Source organism: Paludisphaera rhizosphaerae (genome assembly GCF_011065895.1).
Taxonomy (GTDB): domain Bacteria; phylum Planctomycetota; class Planctomycetia; order Isosphaerales; family Isosphaeraceae; genus Paludisphaera; species Paludisphaera rhizosphaerae.
In genome coordinates, this window is the sequence record NZ_JAALCR010000012.1 from 81,581 (window position 1) to 100,457 (window position 18,877).

Annotated in this window: 21 protein-coding genes; 9 read left to right on the forward strand and 12 right to left on the reverse strand. The window is 66.7% G+C overall.

What is annotated here, in order from left to right; all coding sequences use genetic code 11:
- Positions 1 to 7: 7 nt before the first annotated feature.
- Genes G5C50_RS16845 through G5C50_RS16855 form a run of 3 tightly spaced genes read left to right on the forward strand, consistent with a single transcriptional unit; the run spans position 8 to position 2,522 of the window.
- On the forward strand, positions 8 to 514 hold the full coding sequence (locus tag G5C50_RS16845) for a chemotaxis protein CheW (RefSeq protein WP_165071250.1): 507 nt from the start codon (positions 8 to 10) through the stop codon (positions 512 to 514).
- A gap of 1 nt (position 515) precedes the next feature.
- A complete protein-coding gene (locus tag G5C50_RS16850) occupies positions 516 to 1,382 on the forward strand; it encodes a CheR family methyltransferase (RefSeq protein ID WP_165071251.1) in 867 nt (288 codons plus the stop codon).
- A 9-nt stretch (positions 1,383 to 1,391) separates the two neighbouring features.
- Positions 1,392 to 2,522, forward strand: a complete 1,131-nt coding sequence (locus G5C50_RS16855) for a protein-glutamate methylesterase/protein-glutamine glutaminase (protein ID WP_165071253.1) — start codon at positions 1,392 to 1,394, stop codon at positions 2,520 to 2,522.
- Positions 2,523 to 2,564: 42 nt separating this feature from the next.
- Here the strand turns inward: G5C50_RS16855 and G5C50_RS16860 are convergent, their stop codons facing one another.
- Entirely contained in the window at positions 2,565 to 3,632 is a 1,068-nt protein-coding gene (locus tag G5C50_RS16860; protein WP_165071254.1) for a DUF1559 family PulG-like putative transporter, read from the reverse strand.
- 275 nt (positions 3,633 to 3,907) lie between these two features.
- Between G5C50_RS16860 and G5C50_RS16865 the strand changes: the two genes are divergently transcribed.
- Positions 3,908 to 4,828 carry a dihydroorotate dehydrogenase gene (locus tag G5C50_RS16865; protein WP_165071256.1) on the forward strand — a complete coding sequence of 307 codons (921 nt, stop codon included), beginning with the start codon at positions 3,908 to 3,910 and terminating at the stop codon, positions 4,826 to 4,828.
- Positions 4,829 to 4,832: 4 nt separating this feature from the next.
- Here the strand turns inward: G5C50_RS16865 and G5C50_RS16870 are convergent, their stop codons facing one another.
- Positions 4,833 to 5,369, reverse strand: a complete 537-nt coding sequence (locus G5C50_RS16870) for a hypothetical protein (protein WP_165071257.1) — start codon at positions 5,367 to 5,369, stop codon at positions 4,833 to 4,835.
- A gap of 91 nt (positions 5,370 to 5,460) precedes the next feature.
- Positions 5,461 to 6,144 carry a class I SAM-dependent methyltransferase gene (locus G5C50_RS16875; protein ID WP_165071259.1) on the reverse strand — a complete coding sequence of 228 codons (684 nt, stop codon included), beginning with the start codon at positions 6,142 to 6,144 and terminating at the stop codon, positions 5,461 to 5,463.
- A 126-nt stretch (positions 6,145 to 6,270) separates the two neighbouring features.
- Between G5C50_RS16875 and G5C50_RS16880 the strand changes: the two genes are divergently transcribed.
- A complete protein-coding gene (locus G5C50_RS16880) occupies positions 6,271 to 6,798 on the forward strand; it encodes an acyl-CoA thioesterase (protein WP_165071261.1) in 528 nt (175 codons plus the stop codon).
- A gap of 68 nt (positions 6,799 to 6,866) precedes the next feature.
- On the opposite strand, the gene G5C50_RS32715 is transcribed toward G5C50_RS16880, so the two are convergent.
- The 7 genes from G5C50_RS32715 to G5C50_RS16915 form a co-directional block, all read right to left on the reverse strand.
- The gene (locus G5C50_RS32715) at positions 6,867 to 7,193 is read right to left on the reverse strand and encodes a Sec-independent protein translocase subunit TatA/TatB (protein ID WP_240907123.1); all 327 of its coding nucleotides are present in this window, start codon (positions 7,191 to 7,193) and stop codon (positions 6,867 to 6,869) included.
- Between the two features lie 48 nt (positions 7,194 to 7,241).
- Entirely contained in the window at positions 7,242 to 7,457 is a 216-nt protein-coding gene (locus G5C50_RS16890; RefSeq protein ID WP_165071262.1) for a Sec-independent protein translocase subunit TatA/TatB, read from the reverse strand.
- 54 nt (positions 7,458 to 7,511) lie between these two features.
- Positions 7,512 to 7,775, reverse strand: coding sequence for a hypothetical protein (locus G5C50_RS16895; protein WP_165071264.1), 264 nt, complete (start codon positions 7,773 to 7,775; stop codon positions 7,512 to 7,514).
- Positions 7,776 to 8,065: 290 nt separating this feature from the next.
- Positions 8,066 to 8,539, reverse strand: a complete 474-nt coding sequence (locus tag G5C50_RS16900) for a hypothetical protein (RefSeq protein ID WP_165071265.1) — start codon at positions 8,537 to 8,539, stop codon at positions 8,066 to 8,068.
- A 109-nt stretch (positions 8,540 to 8,648) separates the two neighbouring features.
- Positions 8,649 to 9,719, reverse strand: coding sequence for a DUF1559 family PulG-like putative transporter (locus G5C50_RS16905; RefSeq protein WP_165071267.1), 1,071 nt, complete (start codon positions 9,717 to 9,719; stop codon positions 8,649 to 8,651).
- Between the two features lie 477 nt (positions 9,720 to 10,196).
- Complete coding sequence (locus G5C50_RS16910; protein ID WP_165071268.1) at positions 10,197 to 11,366, reverse strand: pyridoxal phosphate-dependent aminotransferase; 1,170 nt, start codon at positions 11,364 to 11,366, stop codon at positions 10,197 to 10,199.
- Positions 11,367 to 11,440: 74 nt separating this feature from the next.
- Entirely contained in the window at positions 11,441 to 11,860 is a 420-nt protein-coding gene (locus G5C50_RS16915; RefSeq protein ID WP_165071270.1) for a cytochrome c, read from the reverse strand.
- A 256-nt stretch (positions 11,861 to 12,116) separates the two neighbouring features.
- On the opposite strand from G5C50_RS16915, the gene G5C50_RS16920 reads away from it, so the two are divergent.
- From G5C50_RS16920 to G5C50_RS16935, 4 genes are all read left to right on the forward strand, one after another.
- Positions 12,117 to 13,160: a DUF1559 family PulG-like putative transporter gene (locus G5C50_RS16920; RefSeq protein ID WP_165071271.1), complete on the forward strand. Its 1,044-nt coding sequence runs from the start codon at positions 12,117 to 12,119 to the stop codon at positions 13,158 to 13,160.
- Positions 13,161 to 13,174: 14 nt separating this feature from the next.
- Positions 13,175 to 13,534, forward strand: coding sequence for a hypothetical protein (locus G5C50_RS16925; protein ID WP_165071272.1), 360 nt, complete (start codon positions 13,175 to 13,177; stop codon positions 13,532 to 13,534).
- 158 nt (positions 13,535 to 13,692) lie between these two features.
- On the forward strand, positions 13,693 to 14,559 hold the full coding sequence (gene ypfJ / locus G5C50_RS16930; protein WP_165071273.1) for a KPN_02809 family neutral zinc metallopeptidase: 867 nt from the start codon (positions 13,693 to 13,695) through the stop codon (positions 14,557 to 14,559).
- Positions 14,560 to 14,825: 266 nt separating this feature from the next.
- Positions 14,826 to 16,037, forward strand: a complete 1,212-nt coding sequence (locus G5C50_RS16935) for a hypothetical protein (RefSeq protein WP_165071274.1) — start codon at positions 14,826 to 14,828, stop codon at positions 16,035 to 16,037.
- An 18-nt stretch (positions 16,038 to 16,055) separates the two neighbouring features.
- On the opposite strand, the gene G5C50_RS16940 is transcribed toward G5C50_RS16935, so the two are convergent.
- Both G5C50_RS16940 and G5C50_RS16945 read right to left on the reverse strand, forming a co-directional pair.
- Positions 16,056 to 17,036 (reverse strand): ThuA domain-containing protein, encoded by a 981-nt coding sequence (locus G5C50_RS16940; protein WP_165071275.1) that lies wholly within the window; start codon positions 17,034 to 17,036, stop codon positions 16,056 to 16,058.
- Between the two features lie 113 nt (positions 17,037 to 17,149).
- Positions 17,150 to 18,076 (reverse strand): cation diffusion facilitator family transporter, encoded by a 927-nt coding sequence (locus G5C50_RS16945; RefSeq protein WP_206107746.1) that lies wholly within the window; start codon positions 18,074 to 18,076, stop codon positions 17,150 to 17,152.
- Positions 18,077 to 18,877 lie beyond the last annotated feature (801 nt).

Below are 18,877 nucleotides of genomic sequence, written 5' to 3' on the forward strand. Positions count from 1 at the left end.
CCCGCGGATGATCGACGCGACCACCGAGCCCGCCGCCGACGCCGACCGCGACCGAGCCCAGTCCTACGTCGTCTTCCGCCTCGGCGGCGAGGGATACGCCCTGGAAGTCCTGCGTGTTCAGGAGGTCCTCGACGTTCTGGCGATCACCGAAGTCCCCGGCTCCTCACGATGCCTCCTGGGGGTGATCAATCTTCGCGGCCACGTCGTCCCGGTCTATGACCTGAGAATCCCGTTCGGGCTCGCCATCGACCCCAAGCCGGCCCGGGCGCCCAGCGTCCTGATCGTCGAGAACGAGGCCGGCAACGACTCCGACGTGACGGGGCTCCTGGTCGACCGCGTCTCCGACGTGCTGGAGTTCGCTCCTGAGCAGGTCCAGCCGTCCCCCCAACTGGGGCTGGGCAAGACCACCCCGTTCGTCCGCGGCCTGATCCGCCACCAGGACGCCTTCCTGCTCGTGCTGGACGTCGACCGCGTGTTCTCCGTGCTGGCCACGATCAACGGCGAGGGGGTCTAACGTGGCGTCGTCGGGCCTGCCGCCATCCTCGCCCCCGGGCGAACCCGATCCGTGGTCGGAGAAGGACTTCGGCTGCGTCGTCGGCTTCCTCCGGAGCCAGATCGGCATCTCGCTGGAGACGCACCGCATGGGGCTGCTCCAGGCACGCCTGCGCTCGCGGCTTCAAGCCCGAGGGATCGCCAGCTTCACCCAGTTCTATGACCAGGCCCTGCGCCCCGACCCCACCGGCTGGGGGGCGCAGTTGTTGATCGACCTGTCCACGGTCAACCACACCTCCTTTTTTCGAGAGCCGGCCCACTTCACGTTCATGGTCGAGCTGGTCCAGAGCTGGCTCCGCGAGACCCCGTCGGCCCCGGTTCGCCTCTGGTCGGCCGGCTGCTCCTCAGGCCAGGAGCCCTACAGCATGGCCATGGCGCTGGCCGAGACGCTGCCGCAGCACAACCTCGCCCGCATCGACATCTGGGGGAGCGACCTCTCGCTGGAGATGCTGAAGGTCGCCGCCGGCGCCATTTACACCGCCAGGGACGTCCAGGGGGTCTCTCAGGCCCGACTTCGACGCTTCTTCCTACTGGGCCGCGGGCCTCGCGAGGGCTCGTTCCGGATCGTCCCGGAGATCCGCGACCTGGTGAAATTTCGACACATCGACCTCCGCACCGGGATCTGGCCGATCCCCGCCGACTTCCACATGGTCTTCTGCCGCAACGTCTCGATCTACTTCTCGGACGACGATCGGCAGGCGCTGTTGAACCGGCTGGCCCAGCACATCCGGCCCGGCGGCTGGCTGGTGATGGGAAACGGGGAGATCCTCCCCTCGGTCCCGGCGATGTTCCGCAAACACTCGCCGTCGATCTTCCAGAAAGAGGAGTGACCGTCCGCCATGGCCCTGCGCGACCGCTCCAAAACATCGCCTCCCGGCCACCACGTCACCATCGAGGTCATGGTCGTCGACGACAGCGCCGTGATCCGCCAGCGGCTCAAGTCGATCATTGAATCCGACCCTCGTTTCCGCGTCACGCTCGCGGCCGATCCTTATGAGGCGGTCGCCATGCTCAGCCGGTCGGTCCCCGGCGTGATCGTGCTGGACGTCGAGATGCCCCGGATGGACGGCCTGACCTTCCTCCGCAAGCTGATGAAGCAACACCCGATGCCCGTGGTGATGTGCACGTCGGTCGCCGAGCGGGCCGTCACGGCGCTGGAGATGGGGGCGATCGAGGTAATCGCCAAGCCCGATTGGCTCAACGCCGCTCGGCTGCCGGAGTGGTCGGAGAACCTGCTGGAGAGCGTCCGCAACGCCGCCCGAGCCGGCAAGCTCCCGTTGCGGGAAGAGCGCCCCCAGGCCGCCTCCGACCCCCGCCACTCGGCGGACGTCGTCCTGCCGCACGCTCCCTACATCCCTCGGGCGACCCTCGGTGAGCCGATCGTCGTCCTTGGGGTGAGCACGGGCGGCGTTCAGGCGATCCAGGCGTTGCTGCCCCACTTCCCGGCCGACGCCCCCGGTATGGTCGTCGTTCAGCACATGCCGGCCGACTTCACGGGCGCCTTCGCGGAACGCCTGAACAACGACCCCCGCATCCAGTTGGAAGTCGTCGAGGCCCGCCACCATGAGCCCATCCGTCGAGGGCGAGTTCTGGTCATCCCCGGCGGGACCTCGCACGGGCTCGTCCGACGCCACGGGTCGGGCTACCGCGTCGAGTTGAACGAGGGTCCGCCCGTCTGCCTCCACCGGCCGAGCGTGGAAGTTCTTTTCCGGTCGGCCGCGCAGGCCGCCGGCCCCGCCGCCGCGGGCGTCATCATGACCGGCATGGGCGACGACGGCGCGGGCGGCCTGCTTGAAATGCGCGAGGCCGGCTCGCTGACGATCGCCCAGAATGAGGCCACCTGCGTCGTCTTCGGCATGCCCCGCGAGGCCATCCGGCGCGGGGCCGCCCGTTACGTTGCGCCTCTCGACTCCATCCCCCACACCATCATGGCCTGGGTCGCCGACCCCGGCGCCGGCACCTGGCACTGATGCCAGGACGCCGGCGTCGTTGGGGCCGAGATCGCTCGTCGATCAATACGAGTCGGACGAAACGACTTCGCCGCCGGCTGCGGAGTTGATCGCCAGCCAGGTGGGCATGCTGATGCTGTTCTTGACGAACCGCACCGAGCCGTCGCCGAACAGGACGTTGATTCCGCCGGAGTGCTTGCTGCGAGCCCCGGCGTAGGCCAGCTTGTCGCCGGCGCCGCCGACGCAGGGGAGCCCCTGAACGGGTTCGCTGACGCAGAAGACCGTCTGGTTCAGGAAGTCGCCGCTGATGCCCGAACGGTAGTAGTCGGTCGGGTTGTTCGGCGCCAGCCGGGCCATGTACGAGGCACCGCCGGGGAGCGTCGACCACATCATGCCGCGGACGTCATACTGGGCGCCCTGGAGCACCTCCGCGGCGAGGGCCGTGTTGCTGGACCCGTCGGTCATGCCCGCGATCCCCATCGTGAAGAACCCGAACGCTCCCTTCTGGAACGTCGGCAGGGCCCCGGTTGCCGGGTCGACCATCGGGCTGACAGCCGGGGTCGTATCCTGCCCCCATTGCAGGTTCCCCCAGTTCGCCCCGTAGTTCCCCTTGGTGAAGGTGATGAAACTCATCGCCCCGCCGGCGTACGCCGGGGTAATCTGGAACTGGTTGATCCGGTCGCTGGGACACTGAAACGTGCTCATCTTCGTCGTGGCCACAGTGCTATTGGCGATCATCCCCAGGGGCAGCGGGAGGACGGGCCCCTCGGCCCCGAGCTGGAAGTTGTACGCGTTCGAGAGCACCCCCTGTTCGATGTAGGGGAGCATCAAGCAAAACCACGGGGTGTTCTGGCAGTTGCTGAAGATGTTCGTCTTGCAAGCCGAGGCCCCCGGGACGAGCGTGCCGCCGACGCCCTGGATGCAACCCGTCGGGAACGAATCGTTCGCCGTGTGATAGTTGTGCATCGCCAACCCGAGTTGCTTGAGGTTGTTGACGCACTGGGCGCGGCGCGCGGCTTCGCGCGCCGCCTGCACGGCCGGTAATAAGAGGGCGATCAACACCGCGATAATGGCGATGACGACCAGTAGCTCGATCAGCGTGAACGCGCGCAGCCTCGAAGACCTGGACATGTGCGACAGGCTCCTGAACGCGAATTGTCGGGAGAGGACGACCGAACAAGATCGATGACGGTTTGACTTGCCCTCGTCGACGAGGGACGCACCGATCACAATATCCATCGGCGGCGCCCGTGGCGAGAACGTTCTGTCAATGTCTTACAATTTTCAGAATCCCTAAATCCGACCCCCGCCTTCCTACGCTCGAAAGCCTGGCAGCGAAGGTTCGAAAAGGCCATGATGAAGCCGTGGCGCTGGGGTGAACCTCATATGAAGGGAGTCCGACGACGGTGGTCGACTTGCGCGTGAAGTTGGGGCGGCTCGAACTGAAGAATCCGGTCCTGACGGCCTCCGGGACGTTCGGCTACGTCCGCGAGATGGCGGGCTTCGTCCGACTCGACCGCCTCGGCGGCGTCGTCCCCAAGACCGTCACCCAGCGACCGAGGGCGGGAAATCCCACCCCCCGGACCGTCGAAACCCGTGCTGGACTGCTGAATGCCATCGGCCTCGACAACGACGGCATCGACCACTTCCGCGAGCACCATCTGCCCTACCTACGCACGCTCGGCACGGCTGTGATCGCGAATATCGCCGGTGAAGACGAGAATCAGTTCGTCGAGATGGCCGCAGCGCTGGGTGACGAGCCCGGTCTGGCGGCCGTCGAGTTGAACGTCTCGTGCCCGAACGTCAGCCACGGGCTCGATCTGGGCGTCGACGCCGCCGCTGTCGGCCGGCTGGTGCGGCGGACCCGCGAGGCTTGCCCGCACCCGATCATCGCCAAGCTGACCCCCAACGTCACCGACGTCGTCGCGATCGCCGCCGCCGCCGCCGAGGCCGGCGCGGACGCCGTCACACTCATCAACACCGTCCGGGGGATGGCGATCGACTGGCGCAAGCGCCGGCCGATCCTGGCCAACGACGTCGGCGGCCTGAGCGGGCCGGCAATCAAGCCGATCGCGCTGCGGATCGTTTGGGACGTCGCCCGCGCCCTGCCGAAGCTCCCCATCATCGCCGTGGGGGGGATCGCCGACGCCGACGACGCGCTCGAATTCCTGGTCGCCGGCGCCTCGGCCGTCCAGGTCGGCACCGCCACCTTCTACAACCCTCGCGCGGCCGAGGACGTCCTCGACGGGATGATCCAGCGCCTCGACGACGCCGGGATCGCGAACGTCTCCGAGATCATCGCTTCGGGGCGCTCGAACCGGGGCTGACGCCTCAGCGGCGGGCCAGCAGCCGAAACGGAGCCGTCGCCACGCGCCAGGCGGCGGCCAGTCCGATGCAGACGACAGCCCCGAGGATGGCGAAGCTCATCGGGCCGTCCTGGGCGTAGGCGCCCAGTTGAGAGGCGAACGCCCAATGTGCGGCGGCCCCGCAGGCGCCGCCCACCAGCGCAAGCTTCGTCTTGGGGATGCCGCCGAAGATCCAACCCAGGACGTTGACCACCCCCACCGCGAAGGTGAGAACACCGGCCGCCGCGAGCCCGAAGGTCGTCGCGGCGACGAGCGCCCCCAGGATCGATTTGGTGAAGATCCCGCCGACGATGAGTCCCGTCAGAGCCCCCGCGGCCCCGTAGTCGCGGACGGCGTCGGTCCAGTGGTCGTACGACGCTGGTGGGGCTTGCTGCCCTTCCCAACGGCGCCGGTCGGCCTCGCCGTTCCAGTAGCCGACGACCTCAGCCGCGGATCGCGGGGCACCGGTGGAGAAACCCGTCGATCCCGCGTTGTATCCGCGGTTGTAGTCTTCAAGGCTCATGGGGGATCCCCTCCGCCTGGTCGATCGGCCGCGACATCGCAGCACTTCTGGGAAATCGACGACGGCGGACCAGCCGCTTGAGCCGTTCCCGTCAGCGATCGCGCCGGACGACCCGAAAGACCGTCCCTTGCCGAGGGCCGGCCTCGTCGACCGTGCGGACGGGGACTCTCGTGCAGGCGAAGCCCCGCGCGGCGACCAGATCGGGGAAGTCCTCGGACGCGGTCCGATACGGAGTCGTCAGCAAGGCCTCGCCGCCGGGGGCGAGCATCCGGTCGAGGACGTCGACGACCAGCGGGACCAGCCGCCGTTCGTAGAGCACGTCGGCCCCGAGGATCCGGGGGAAGGTCAGCGCAGGGGGCTGCCGCCAGTCGAGGATGAGCGTTTCGGCGCGGTCGGCGGGGAAGCCGCTCTCGGAGACGCTGCGGTGGATGAAATCGAAGGGGGCGGGTTCGTAGTCGCTGAACCGGACGCGGAAGCCCAGCGCCATTGCGGCGAGCCCCCCCAGGCCCAGTCCGCAGCCCAGTTCCAGCACCTCGTCGTCCCCCGGCGCGACGCCTCCCCAAAGCTCGGCGACGGCCTCCACGAGCATCCGGGCTCCGGGCCAGACGTACGCCCAGTAGGGCATGTAGTCGTCGGCGCGGTTGCGGTCGTGGACGTCCGGGTCGTCCAGCAGTCGGTCAGGGTCGGCGGGACGCACCAGTCGAATGGGTCGGCCGGCGACTTCAAAGGTGGAGACGGCGGCGGGGCCGCGATACACGGAGGAGGCGAGGGACATCGGCGGTCTTTCGAGGCTGGATCAGGTGGTTTGACGTTCGGCTTATACTTCAATTAAGTCCGCCGCAACGACCGGGAGAACGACGACGCGGCGGGCGATCCTTCAGCGTAGGAGATCGCGTCGACGATGGACGCTCCCAGGAATGAGGACCCGACAGCCCCCCGCGCGGCGATCGACTCGCGGGTAAGCCTCTCGATCCTCACAGTGCCGGGCCAGGCTAACCCGTTCGGCACGCTGCACGGCGGGGTCATGCTGCGGATGGCCGACGAATGCGGGGCGGTCTCGGCCCTGCGGCACGTCGGCAAGGGCCAGGTCACGACGGCCGCGATGGACTCCATGACGTTCCTGTGCCCGGTCTACGTCGGCGAGCGGGTGGAGATCGTCGCCGAGGTCACCCACGCCGGGCGAACCTCGATCGAGACCCAGATCGAGATCTACGCCGAGGCCTTGCAGCACCCCGGTCGGCGCAAGGTGGGCTCAGGCTATGCGCTTTACGTCGCGCTCGACGACGAGGGGAGGCGCCCCCACGAGGTTCCCCCCTTGCTGTCGGTCACTGAGGCCGACCGCCTCCGCGACGAGGCCGCCGCCGCCCGCCAGGCCGTTCGGCTGGCCCGGCGGGAGGAGGCGAAGCGGCACAAGGCGGATTTTCTCTGATCCGACGCGACGGCCCGCGAACATCCCGTAGGCTGGGCCGAAGACCCAGCCTACCAGCCGCCAACGACTCAGTTCGTCGCCGGAGGGGCTTCGGCGGTGGTCGAAACTGCGCCGGGGACCTCGAACTTGGGGACGGTCTCGTCGACCGTGGTCGAGCTGGACGACGAGCCCTCGTAGGACGACTTCGGGGCCTGGTACGGGGTGGTGTAGTTCGAGATCGCCGAGGACGACGACGAGTCGACGTCAAGGGCGCTGGTGACCTCGTTGAGGCCCTTCTTGAACTCGACGATCCCCTTGCCGAGCGACCGTCCCACCTCGGGGAGCCGCTTGCCGAAGAGCAAGACGGCCAGCCCCATGACGATCATCATCTCCATCGGCCCGAGATTCGGAAGCATGCGGCAGGCTCCGTAATGCGCTGGCGGTCGATCCGCTTCTGGTCCGGGTCAGGGGGTCGGCGGGGTGATCTTCTTGTCGGCGTTGACGGCCTGGTCGAGTTCGTCCTCGATGCCGGCGACGCCCTTCTTGAACTCGGTCACGCTCTTGCCGAGCGACCGCATCACGCTGGGGAGGCGGTTGCCGAACATCAGGAGCGAGACGAACGCCACCACGAGCAGTTCCGTCGTGCCGAGGTTGGGCAGGAAGGCGAGAGGCAGGGGCATGGCTGGGTCCTCTGTCGGTCGAATAGGGTCGGTCGGGTCGACTTCGAAATCAGATCAATGAGGTCCGGCGGCGATCAGGGTCCGAGTGACGATCCAGGCGGCCACGGCCGCCGCGGCGATCAAAGCGAGCGCCCAGAAGAGGCGGTCGCCCCGAATCAACGAGGCTCCGACGGGTTTGGGGGGCTTGCGCCCTCCTCGCCGGACGGGGCTGATCCAGGGCATGACGGTTTTGGCGCGGTCGCTCTTGAGCACGCCCGAGCGGCCGTAGAGCGCCGCGGCGACCATCGCGATCAACACCAGCTCGCGAAATCCGATCATCGCGCCTCGCCCTTGGCTCGCAAAAGCGGTCGGAGGACGCCTGATCCGCGACGGACGCGGAGGCGCTTGTATGAGAAGGTGAGGCCCACGGGAAGCGGGCCGCCGAGGAATTGTCGCGCACGGGGCGCCGCCAGGTTGGTGGGGGCCGACAGCTCGGCTCCGCCCATAGGCCAATGCGTCTCGACAGGGACGACGCGGGTGGGACTACGTTCTACTTATCCTACCGCGGCTGCGCCCCCTGTCAATCCCCCAGCCGAGGACGGAGAGGAGGCGAGCCTCGGGGGCCTTCGTCAGGATTTCTTAACCTTGGCCTTGGCGGGGTCCTCGATCGTCCCGGCGGCCTTGGGCGCGGCCTTGAACTCGTCGGCGGTCATCTTGCGGATCGTGCGATTCTTCATCAGGACGAAGCCGCCGGAATCCGGGACCGACTTCTCGTAGGCGAGAACCTCGTCGGCCGAGTCTCCCTTACCGCCGGGGGTCGTGTCGTCGAGTTTCACGCTCCAGATCACAACCAGATTGCCCGACCTCACTCCCTGGACTCCCTCGGGCATGGACTCGGCGAAGGAGGCAAAGTCCTTGATCCCCGAAGGCGGCTTCTTCTGGGTGTCGGTGAAGGCGGCGTAAAGAGCGCCGATCTGGGCGAGCGGGCCGTTCTCGGACTCGGCCGACGTGACGCTGTTGTTCACGGTCGGACCGCCGTCGCAGCCGGCGACGGCTCCCAGGCCGGCCGCGACGATCAGCGGGGCGACAATAGTTCGAAACATGGCGTTCCCCTATCTGTCTCTCGTTCGGGATGGTTGGAAAGCAAGACCGGGCGGCGAGCCCCAAGGGGACGCCGCCCGGTCGTTCGATCGGCTGGCTGAAGGGCTGAGATCAGAGGGCGTCGGCGCTGATGACCTCGCCGCCGGCGCGGGTCCCCACGGCCATCCAGGTCGGCAGGCTAATCGAGTCCTTGACGAAGCGAACCGAGCCGTCGGCGTTAAGCACGCACACGCCGCCGGAGTGGTTGCTGCGGGCCGCAATGTGTGAAGCGCCGGCCGCTGAATCCAAGCAGTCGAAGCCCTTGTAGTTGGGCGGGACGGTGTGGGCGTAGGTGGACATCGCCTGAAGCGCCCGGTGATACTGCAGGCCACGGTAGTTCAGCGGCAGATACGTGCTGGTATCGCAGTCGCTGGGGGGCGCGTAGTTGCCGGCCGTCGTCGTCCAACCCTGCGAGCGATGGGCCATATCCTTGGCCATGATCTGGGTCGTCGTCGACGGCTGGCTGGACCGCTTGGTCTCCGAGAACATCGCCGTGTTGCTGGTGCCGTCGGTGATCGAGGCGATCGTCACCGTGCTAGTCACCTTGCGGAAGTCGGGGTTGGTGGCGATGCTTCCGGTCAGATTGAAGGTGATATTGAAAATGCCGAGCAGGATCGTATTGGTCTCCGCCGTCCCCACCGCGGGGGTGTTGAAGAGTTGGGCGGCCGTGGCGCCGATGCAGCCGTAATAGCTGTTCGATCCGTAGGGCTGGCCGCTGCTGCCGGTCATCTTGTTGGCCGTCATGTCGGACGGGCAGACGAACGAGGCGATCTGCTGACACCTCGCCGTCTCGTTCTCCGGATAGGTGTGGACGTCGAGGTCCAGGTTGAAGGCCCCGTACAGCGAAGCCTGCTCCATATAGGGCAGAATCAGCGTCAGGATCGATCCGCGGATGTACGCGGCGGTAAGCGCGCCGGAGACCTTGGGAACGGGCCCCTGGCCGTCGGGGAACTTGGTGTTGGCGTTCTCGAAGTTATGGACCGCCAGGCCGATCTGCTTGAGATTGTTGACGCATTGGGCCCGCCGGGCCGCCTCGCGGGCCGCCTGCACGGCCGGCAGCAGGAGGGCGATCAGGACGGCGATGATGGCGATCACCACCAAGAGCTCGATCAGCGTGAAGCCGCGACGTGGGAGTGGTGTCATGGGAGAGCATCCTGGTCGAAAGGGGGGAATCCCTCGCCGAGGGGCGGTGTGCGGGAGGCCTTCGAACATTGAAGGCGTGCAAGCCCGGGAGCCTCGGTCGGAGAGGCCTTTGAGCGAACGCAAGGCTGAGTTTTTGAATTGATAAGGACGGTAGGCGGGACGTCGCCGTCGAGAAATCCGCCGATCGGAGGCCTGGCCGGTCGACATGACACCGCCGGTGGTCATTCAATCAAACAGGGACGACCCAGGCGACTTAAAATTTCGTAATTTCTTCTGCTGTGTTGATATTTCTCATCGCAACTCATGATGATCCCAAATCCGGGTCCAGATGCAGCGGTTTGCTCTGTGGCTGCAGCGAAGCAGCAGCCCTGAGTTCGACAAGGCCAACTGCCCCCCAGAGGCGATGTCTCTCGTGGACACTCCACGGGAATTTCCGATCTCTTGGCGACAGGATCAGAGAAGCGGAGGAGGTTCGCCTCAACCAACTTCTCTCAGACCCTGTAGGCGACGGGCCGCCTCGTCGAGGGTCTCGTCCTTCTTGCAGAAGCAGAAGCGGACGTACGACCTGCCCAGTTCCTTGTCGCGGAAGAAGCTGGAACCGGGGACGGTCGCCACGCCGACTTCGCGCACGAGCTTCTCGGCGAAGGCGACGTCGTCGGTCGCCCCGAACGGGCGGATTCCGGCCATGATGTAGTACGCCCCCTGCGGCGCGGCGAACTCGAAGCCGACGTCCCAGAGCACCTGGCTGAAGCGGTCGCGCCGCGCCTGGTAGGAGGCGGCGAGGCCGTCGTAGTATTCGCGGGGCAGCCGATAGGCGACGGCCCCAGCCTCCTGGAGCGGGGCCGCCGCGCCGATCGACACAAAGTCGTGGACCTGGCGGAACGCCTTGGTCAGATGCGTCGGCGCGAGGATCGTGCCGACCCGCCAGCCGGTGACGGAGTACGTCTTCGACATCCCGCCGACCGTGACCGACCGCTCCCACATGCCGTCGAGCGACGCCAGAGCGACGTGTTTACGGCCGTCGTAGACGATGTGCTCGTAGATCTCGTCGGTGATCCCGATCACGTCCCACTTGCGGCAGAGGGCGGCGACGGCCTCCAGCTCCTCGCGCGAGCAGACGCCCCCCGTGGGGTTGTTCGGGTTGCAGAGCACGATGGCCTTGGTGCGGTCATTGAAGGCGGCGGCCAACTCGTCGGGGTCGAAGCTCCAGTCGGGGGGACGGACGGGGACGAACCGGGGCGTCGCGCCGGCGAGAACGCAGTCAGGCCAGTAGTTCTCGTAGAAGGGCTGCGAGAGGATCACCTCGTCGCCGGGGTTGATGATCGAGAGCAGGGCGACGAGCATCGCCTCGGTGCTGCCGCAGGTGACGGTGATCTCGGATTCAGGGTCGACGGTCAGGTCCAGGTGCCAGGCGGCGTGTTCGGCGATCGCATGGCGGAGGTCGTGGGCGCCCCAGGTGATCGCGTACTGGTTGACGTCGTCCTGGATGGCGCGGCAGGCGGCGTCCTTAAGGACCTGCGGAGCGGGGAAATCCGGCATCCCCTGCGCAAGGTTGACCGCGCCGTGGCGGCGGGCCTCGATCGACATGCCTCGGATGACGCTGTCGGTGAATCGCGAGGACTTGACCGAGAGGAGAGGATGCTGCATCGAAGGCGTCTCAGAACGAGAGCGGGGCGGAGGAGAGCCGTCGCCTCGCATCAGCGCGGGCGACGGCTTGGGGATCACTCGGGGCGGTGCGCGTCGTGGCAGGACTTGCACGAGCCGCCGATCGCCTTGGCGGAAGCCTTCAGCTCGCCGGAGTCCTTCTTGTCAGCGGCCGAGGCGAGCTTCTTGGTCTCGTCGGTCAGGGCCTTGGTCAGCTTCGCCCACGAGGCCTTGTCGCCCTTGGGGGGGTCGTTCTTGCCGAGGTCGGGGGCGTATTTGCTGAAGAGGTCGGAGACCTCCTTAACCTTGGCCCAGTCGGGCGAGTCGCTCTTGGCGGCAGCCTGGAGCGACTTGGCCGGAGCGGTCTTGCCGGCGAACAGCTTCTTCATGACGACCTCGACGGAGGCCGGGTCGTCGGCGGCGGCGTCGACCCGGGCGGAGATCAGGCCGGCGACGATCAAGACCGCCAGGCTGGCGCCGCAGATCAGGCTCTTCATGCAATACTCCTTCTTGGGAACTTCAAGAGTGGGGCCTCTAGACAAGGAAGGGGCCCCCCGATTGCGTCGACGGAGAGCGAGGACGGGCCGCGCGGCCCGTCGGCGTCCAGATAGACTACCGGCAAGGCCGAACCGCGGCCAGAAGAGACCGCGCCGGTTTCCCCTCCGTGCGACGACGAGTGTACAAGCCGAATCCCGGCGGTTTACAATCCGACCGAACTCGACACCTGCGACCAACACACTCTGAGGACGCGACATGCGACAGCCGCACGAGTCGAAAGGCTTCACCCTCATCGAACTCCTGGTGGTGATCGCCATCATCGCCGTCTTGATCGCGCTGCTGCTGCCGGCCGTGCAGTCGGCCCGCGAGGCGGCCCGGCGGGCCCAATGCGTGAACAACCTCAAGCAGATCGGCCTGGGGCTTCACAACTACGTCTCGACGCACAACGCCTTCCCGCCAGGGCGGATCAACAGCCATATCGCCGGCCGGGGGAACACGTGGGGGGCCTACGCCCAACTCCTTCCTCAGATTGAGCTGGGCGTCGTCTTCAACGCCTTCAACTTCAACCTCTCGCCCGACATCGACCCCGCCAACACCACGGCCGGCGGCATCTTCATCTCGACGTTCCTCTGCCCCAGCGACCCCAGCCCGCCGCAATACGCCCAGACGAACTACGGCATGCACAACTACCCGGTCTGCGTCGGCAGCCTCTACCCCGTGGTCCAGAGCCCGTTGGACGCCTCCGGCGCGGCGTTGGGGATCCGTCCCGACGGCATGTTCACAGAGAACAAGGCGACAACGATCGGGGCCGTGACGGACGGGACGTCGAACACGGTTGTGATTGCGGAGTCGATCCGGTCGGTCCCGGGGATGACGTTCGCCCAGGCCCCTCTGAACGGCTTCGTCATCACGGGAAACAATACGACGAGCGGCCCGCCGATCACGTCCGACGCCGACTATCAGTCGCTCTGCGTCACCAACTCGCCCCCCGGCTTCCAGGTGACGCGCGGCAGCAAGTGGTTCTACGGCGCCCCCGGCCACAGCATGTACAACAACCGCCGACGCCCCAACGATCCCCAGGTCGACTGCCGGGGCGGTCTGCCGCACAGCGACAAGAGCGACCCGTTCTGGAACCAGCTTTCGCTCAACGTCGCGGCGCGGAGCAAGCACCCCGGCGGCGTGAACGGCCTGATGGCCGACGGCTCCGCCCGATTCTTCAAGGACTCGATCGCCCTACCGACTTGGTGGGCGTTGGCGAGCCTCGCCGGCGGCGAGGTCCTGTCGTCGGACTCCTATTAATGAAGGGCATTCGGATGGACCGTCGAGCGTTCCTGGCGACGGTTCTGGTTCCCGCGACGGTGCTCGGCTGCGGGCCGAAGCCGGGCGCGGCTGGGCTGTGGGATCTTCGCGTCGGCGGCAGAGCGAAGGTCGTTGGGGAAGGGGGGGCCTCGGAAGTCACCCTGGAGACCCTCCCCGATCCCACGGCCAAGGGCCGCAAGCCCCTTCGCAAGGGTGAAGCTCCCCCCGTGGAAACCGTCTTCCTGTCGACCGGGACCCGGGTCGACGTTCTGGCGATCGACGGCGACGACGCACGCGTCAGCATCGCCGACGGCCCCCACGCCGGCTCCGTCTACTGGATCGGCTGCCGCCTGCTGGAGACGATCACCGAGTGATTGGTCCGGCGGACCGATTTCGCACCCGAAACGGCACGCCCCTTGCCATGCCTTGAGGGTGCAAATACCCTTTGACCATGACGGTCGCGCAGATCTTCCCGCAAGTCGACGGGCGCGGTCTTTTGATTCGATGAAGAACAACCGGGAGCGGCACCCCAATGCGATGGCAAGGTGGACGTGAGAGCGAGAACGTCGAGGATCGTCGGGGCATGTCACCGGCCGTTATCGGCGGACTCGGTACATTGATCGTGATCCTCCTGGCGATGTTCTTCGGGATCGACCCGCGGCCTCTCCTTCAGATCTTCGGAGGCGGTGGAGGCGGTGGCGGTGGCGGCGGCGCAGCCCAGCAGCGCGAGCTGAGCCCGGAGGAGAAGGAGCAGGGCAAGTTCGTCCGAACCCTGATGGGGATGACCGAGGACGTTTGGGACGAGCAGTTCGCCAAGATGGGACGCCGGTACGAGCATCCAACCCTCGTCCTGTTCTCCAACCAGGTGACGACCCAGGGCTGCGGCCTGGCCAGCTCGGCGGTCGGGCCGTTCTATTGCCCGGGGGACATGAAGGTTTACATCGACCTTGCGTTCTACGACGAGTTGAAGAACCGCTTCAACGCCCCCGGCGAGTTCGCCCAGGCGTACGTGCTCGCCCACGAGGTCGGCCACCACGTCCAAAACCTGCTGGGGATCAGCGAGAAGATCTCGCGGCTGCAACAGCAGGTGAGCAAGGAAGACGCCAACCGATTGTCCGTCATGCTGGAGCTCCAGGCCGACTTCTTCGCCGGCGTCTGGGCCCATGACATCCAGTTGAAGCGGCGCATCCTGGAGGAGGGGGACATCGAGAACGGCCTCCGAGCCGCGAACGCGATCGGCGACGACGCGCTCCAGCGCCAGGCGCAGGGCTACGTTGTCCCTGACTCGTTCACCCACGGCAGCTCCGAGCAGCGGATCCGGTGGTTCACCAAGGGCCTCCAGACCGGCGACATCAACCAGGGCGACACCTTCGCGGCTGGCGAACGCGGCGATCTCTGAACTTCTCCGGGCCCGACGCGGAGGCGCGTCGGGCCTTTCCATGCGCCGTCAGGACCCGCACGTTCGGCGCGGCTGGCGCGACCGACTCCAAGTCGGGGCCGTTTGGGAGAGCCGGCGGAGTTCAGGGGGCCGATACAGAAGGCGTCAGGGAATCGGCGACGGAGTCGCGCCGGGTTCCCTCGCGGCGTCGGACCCTGGCCGGGTGGTCGGGGGAGGAGTTCCGCCGGGCGCCGCCTCGCTCTTCTGCGATCATGGAGGATCGTCGCATGTCGGCCCCCTCGAACCGCAACCGTCGGCTGCGCCACGCCTTCAAGCCGACGGCGGAGGCCCCGCTGGAAGAGCGGGTGGTTCTCTCCAGCGCCTCTCCCGTGTCGCTGCACCAGTATCTGACGCTCTCGCAGAAGCTGTTGAACAACCCCTCGGCGAAGCTCGCCCGCTACGTCGGCTTCCCGGCGTTCACCAAGGACGCTCCGGGGGTCAAGCAGACGCACCGGACGATCCTGGCTCCGGCGATCCAGACGATTCGGGGCGGCCAGGCGGTGAACGTCGTAACCAACGACGGCTCCCGGTTCCGCATTCAACTGTCGTACGTCTCGAACACCCAGCAGACCTCGGCCGATGAAGGCGCCAACGGGGCGTATGCGGCCGGTTCCGGGTCGACGGCCCTCTCCCTGGCGCAGCCGACCGAGACGCCCCAGCCGCAGGGGACGGTCCGGGTCTACCCGCGAGCCGATGGTTCGGTCGGCATCATCGTCGACGGCTCGACCAACAACACCGAGCTGACGATCAACCCGCTCCCGAACGCGATCCGCAAGGGCTACGCCCACAGCTTCGCCTACGGGCAGACCGAGCAGAGCAAGGTTCTGACCGTCAGTTCGATCACGATCAACACCGGCCAGATCGCCAGCGTCCTCGGCTTCCATACGGCCGACCTCACCGGCCCGCTGACGATCTCCGGCACCCAGGCCGTGGACCGGATCGCCTTCCGTTCGATCCAGCCGGGTGGGTCGATCACCACCGGCGGCGACGTGAACACCCTGGACGTCCTTCAGGGGATCACGCTCGACGGCGGGAACATCTCGATCGGCCGCGACCTGAACCTGTTGAACGCCGGCGGCAGCGTCACGCTGCAGAACGGCGCCAATTTCACGATCGGCCGCGACCTCGGACAGGTCCTTCAGCCGGCGAAGGGGACGGGGACCGGGTCCGACGTCCTGTCGCTCAACGTCCCGCTCGTCGGCACCCAGTCGAACACCCAGTACCCGGCCGTCTCCGGTTACATCCAGGGCGACCTCATCGTCAACTCCGGCAGCAAGTTCGCGATCGGCCGAGACATCGACAACATGCTCCAGATCAACGGCGACTTCACCGGAGCCAGCAACTTCAGCTACGTCGCCAGCAACGTCCCGCCCGACTTCAGTACCACCCCGCCGACCGTGGTGCCGCCGTACCGCGTCAACGGCACGACGACGAACTGACGCCAGGATCGAGCCCGATCAACGCCTCGCGCCGGCTTCCAGAAATACCGGCGCGAGGTCTTTTTTATATCCGCCGACGCCCGAGTTGTTGGGCTCGTAGGATTCGACCGGTTCGGCCTTCACGCCGCCGGCGGGGATCTCGGACTCGCGCCCGAGCGCCCAGAAGACGCCGTTGAGGGCGAGCTTCCGCATCGACTCGGCCTTGAAATCGAACGGATGGCCGAGGGTCGTGAAGAAAACGCGGGCCGGCTTGCCCGATGAGCCAGTGTAGGTCTTGGTCCAGGCGACCGGCTGGACGTCTGGGAAGCGCGACAGCTCCTTGGCGTGGCTGGATTTCAGCGCCTTGCCTGTCAACAGCTTGGTGCACTCGCCCGACAGCGAGTCCCCGCCCCCCTCGACGTGGTACAGCCACGAGTAAGTCTCGAACGGCGAAACCCCGCGCAGGATGGGGTGGCCCGACTCGGCGGGGTTGATCGAGACGGCGGTCAGCATCTCCTTGCCGTCGCCGAAGTGGCCGTGGTGGGTGATCCACTTCTGTCCGAAGATCTTCCGCTCCCAGGCCTCGTTCATCTCAGCCGAATGGGGGCCGTTGGGGTATTTGAAGGCGTGCGAGGCTGTGCGGAAACCCATCATCGGCCGGCCGCTCTCCGCGTACGCCTTGATTCGATCGAGTTGGTCGTCGGGCAGCTTGCGAAACCTCGTGTACATCACGACGAGGTCGGCGTCGTCGAGCGCCTCAAGGCCGGCGATGTTCGTCAGCGTGTTCGGGTCGATCTTCCCCTTGTCGTCGATCGCGTAGCAGACCGACACGCGGAAGCCGTGCGAGTCCTTAAGGATCTTCGCCAGCATCGGCAACGATTCCTCGCTGCGATACTCCTCATCCCCTGTGATGAACACGACGTGCGGCGGCTTCTTCTCCTGCGCCTGAGCCGAGGCGGTCAGGCCGACGAGGAGGATGCCCAGAAGGAGACGAGTTCGACGGAACGGGGCCGGCGTCATGGGGAGGGTCCTCGCGAGGGGCGGCGGTCGGTCTTCGGCACATCCCTTATAAGTCGCCCTGCACGAGGGTTCAACAGGGCCGCGGCCCCTTCGAGCGAGCATCGAGGACCGACTCAAATCCGACCCGGCTCCTCGCATTCGTGACTGTGGGTGTTGGGGAAGGGCTCCAGGTGGACCAGCACGTCGCGGACGTTGGGGAATTGCTCCAGCAGCCGATCCTTGACCTGGTGGCCGACCTCGTGCCCCTCGGCCACACTCAGCCCCGCGGGGACCTGGACATGGATGTCGACCAGGTGCTCCAACCCCGACTTGCGGACCCACAGCTTGTCCACCCGACGCACCTGGGGAAGTCGACCGGCGGCCTCACGGATCTCGGCGACCAACTCGGGCTCGGCCTGGGCGTCCATCAACTCCTGCGCGCTGGAGAGAAGCAGGTGGGTCGCCGAGTAGAGGATCACCCCCACCACGGCAAGGGCCGCGACCCCGTCCAGAAACGTATATCGCGGACCGAGGATCCGCACCAGCGCCAGGCTGATGAGGACTGCGAGCGCCGATAGCGCGTCGGATCGATGGTCCCAGGCGTTGGCAATCAGGGCGCTCGACCCCAGCCGCCGACCCAGCCGGATCTTGTACTGATACAGCGCTTCCTTCACAGCCACGTTTCCGCCGGCGATCAAAAGGGTCCACCAGGGTGGGGTGGCCGCAACCTCGTGGGGGAACGACCAGATCGTGTTCCAGGCCACGAGCAGAGCGGAGACGATCACCAGCACGGCGACGTTCGACCCGGCGATGGCCTCCGCCCGGGTATGGCCGTAGGGATGTTCGGCGTCGGCCGGCTTCTGGGCGACGTGGAAGGCCGCCAGCACCGCGGTCGACGTGAATACGTCCCCCAACGAGTTGACCGCGTCGGAGACCATGGCCAGCGACCCACCGACGAGTCCTCCGACGAGCTTGGCCCCTCCCAAAACCAGATTCACGGCCAGGCCTAGCCAGGTCGCCGAGACGGCCTCGCCGTACAACCCTCGCTTCGAGTCCTCCACCCCCACCCCCGTCGATCGCGCCTTCAAAACAGCCGGCCTGGACCGGTCCGGCCCACAGGCCGGTTCGGCCTGAGATTCCCCCTACCACCTTCGCAAGATTTCCCTCCCGCATGAACACCCTCCCACTTTTCCTGACCCGCGCCCCCTAAGCGCGAATCATCCTCCCTCGACTGCGGAGGCGAATCAACACATCGCAACTTCGCACTGCAACTTGCTTACATTCGGACTTATATAAGATTTCCATATTCCGTTTATCTGCACTCGATCATATCCCAAATCCAATGCAACGCCTGCTTGCGAATCGCCATCTGAGGGCGCATCGTAGAGTTGGGAGTGTTCGTGCCGGTCCGGTGCGGACGACGTCGTTCCAACCAACGTGCGACGGTCCGTCGAAGCGAGACGTAGACCGCTTCCGGGCCGAGGTGGACGAAGCCCTGGGATCGCGCTTCGTTCTATCGATTCAGGTCCAACGATCCCCAAGGAGCCATTCGCCGTGTCTCCTCCTCTCTCCCAATCGTCGATCCTCAGATGGGCGGCCCTCGCCTTGCTGGGGGGTGCAGCCTTGCTGGCCGCGGCAAACGCGCAAGGCGTCTCGGTCTCGCCGTACATTTATGGTTACGGGCCTCAGGGCCTGGGGTATTACCTCGTCCCGAGCGCGACGGCCCCCATGGCGCCTGCGGCCGCTGCGCCGGCCTCCCCACCGAGATTGACAGCCCCCTCGTCGACCGTTCGGACCTCCGGGAGCGGCGGCAGCGTGGGCCCAGGGGCGCGGAACTGGGCAACCGGAAACCGCGTCCCATC

Coding starts and splice junctions, on each gene's coding strand:
- G5C50_RS16845 (WP_165071250.1), top strand. CDS start 8: ATGATCGACGCGACCACCGAGCCCGCCGCCGACGCCGACCGCGACCGA.
- G5C50_RS16855 (WP_165071253.1), top strand. CDS start 1,392: ATGGCCCTGCGCGACCGCTCCAAAACATCGCCTCCCGGCCACCACGTC.
- G5C50_RS16860 (WP_165071254.1), bottom strand. CDS start 3,632: ATGTCCAGGTCTTCGAGGCTGCGCGCGTTCACGCTGATCGAGCTACTG.
- G5C50_RS16870 (WP_165071257.1), bottom strand. CDS start 5,369: ATGAGCCTTGAAGACTACAACCGCGGATACAACGCGGGATCGACGGGT.
- G5C50_RS16875 (WP_165071259.1), bottom strand. CDS start 6,144: ATGTCCCTCGCCTCCTCCGTGTATCGCGGCCCCGCCGCCGTCTCCACC.
- G5C50_RS16880 (WP_165071261.1), top strand. CDS start 6,271: ATGGACGCTCCCAGGAATGAGGACCCGACAGCCCCCCGCGCGGCGATC.
- G5C50_RS32715 (WP_240907123.1), bottom strand. CDS start 7,193: ATGCTTCCGAATCTCGGGCCGATGGAGATGATGATCGTCATGGGGCTG.
- G5C50_RS16890 (WP_165071262.1), bottom strand. CDS start 7,457: ATGCCCCTGCCTCTCGCCTTCCTGCCCAACCTCGGCACGACGGAACTG.
- G5C50_RS16895 (WP_165071264.1), bottom strand. CDS start 7,775: ATGATCGGATTTCGCGAGCTGGTGTTGATCGCGATGGTCGCCGCGGCG.
- G5C50_RS16900 (WP_165071265.1), bottom strand. CDS start 8,539: ATGTTTCGAACTATTGTCGCCCCGCTGATCGTCGCGGCCGGCCTGGGA.
- G5C50_RS16905 (WP_165071267.1), bottom strand. CDS start 9,719: ATGACACCACTCCCACGTCGCGGCTTCACGCTGATCGAGCTCTTGGTG.
- G5C50_RS16910 (WP_165071268.1), bottom strand. CDS start 11,366: ATGCAGCATCCTCTCCTCTCGGTCAAGTCCTCGCGATTCACCGACAGC.
- G5C50_RS16915 (WP_165071270.1), bottom strand. CDS start 11,860: ATGAAGAGCCTGATCTGCGGCGCCAGCCTGGCGGTCTTGATCGTCGCC.
- G5C50_RS16920 (WP_165071271.1), top strand. CDS start 12,117: ATGCGACAGCCGCACGAGTCGAAAGGCTTCACCCTCATCGAACTCCTG.
- G5C50_RS16925 (WP_165071272.1), top strand. CDS start 13,175: ATGGACCGTCGAGCGTTCCTGGCGACGGTTCTGGTTCCCGCGACGGTG.
- ypfJ (WP_165071273.1), top strand. CDS start 13,693: ATGCGATGGCAAGGTGGACGTGAGAGCGAGAACGTCGAGGATCGTCGG.
- G5C50_RS16935 (WP_165071274.1), top strand. CDS start 14,826: ATGTCGGCCCCCTCGAACCGCAACCGTCGGCTGCGCCACGCCTTCAAG.
- G5C50_RS16940 (WP_165071275.1), bottom strand. CDS start 17,036: ATGACGCCGGCCCCGTTCCGTCGAACTCGTCTCCTTCTGGGCATCCTC.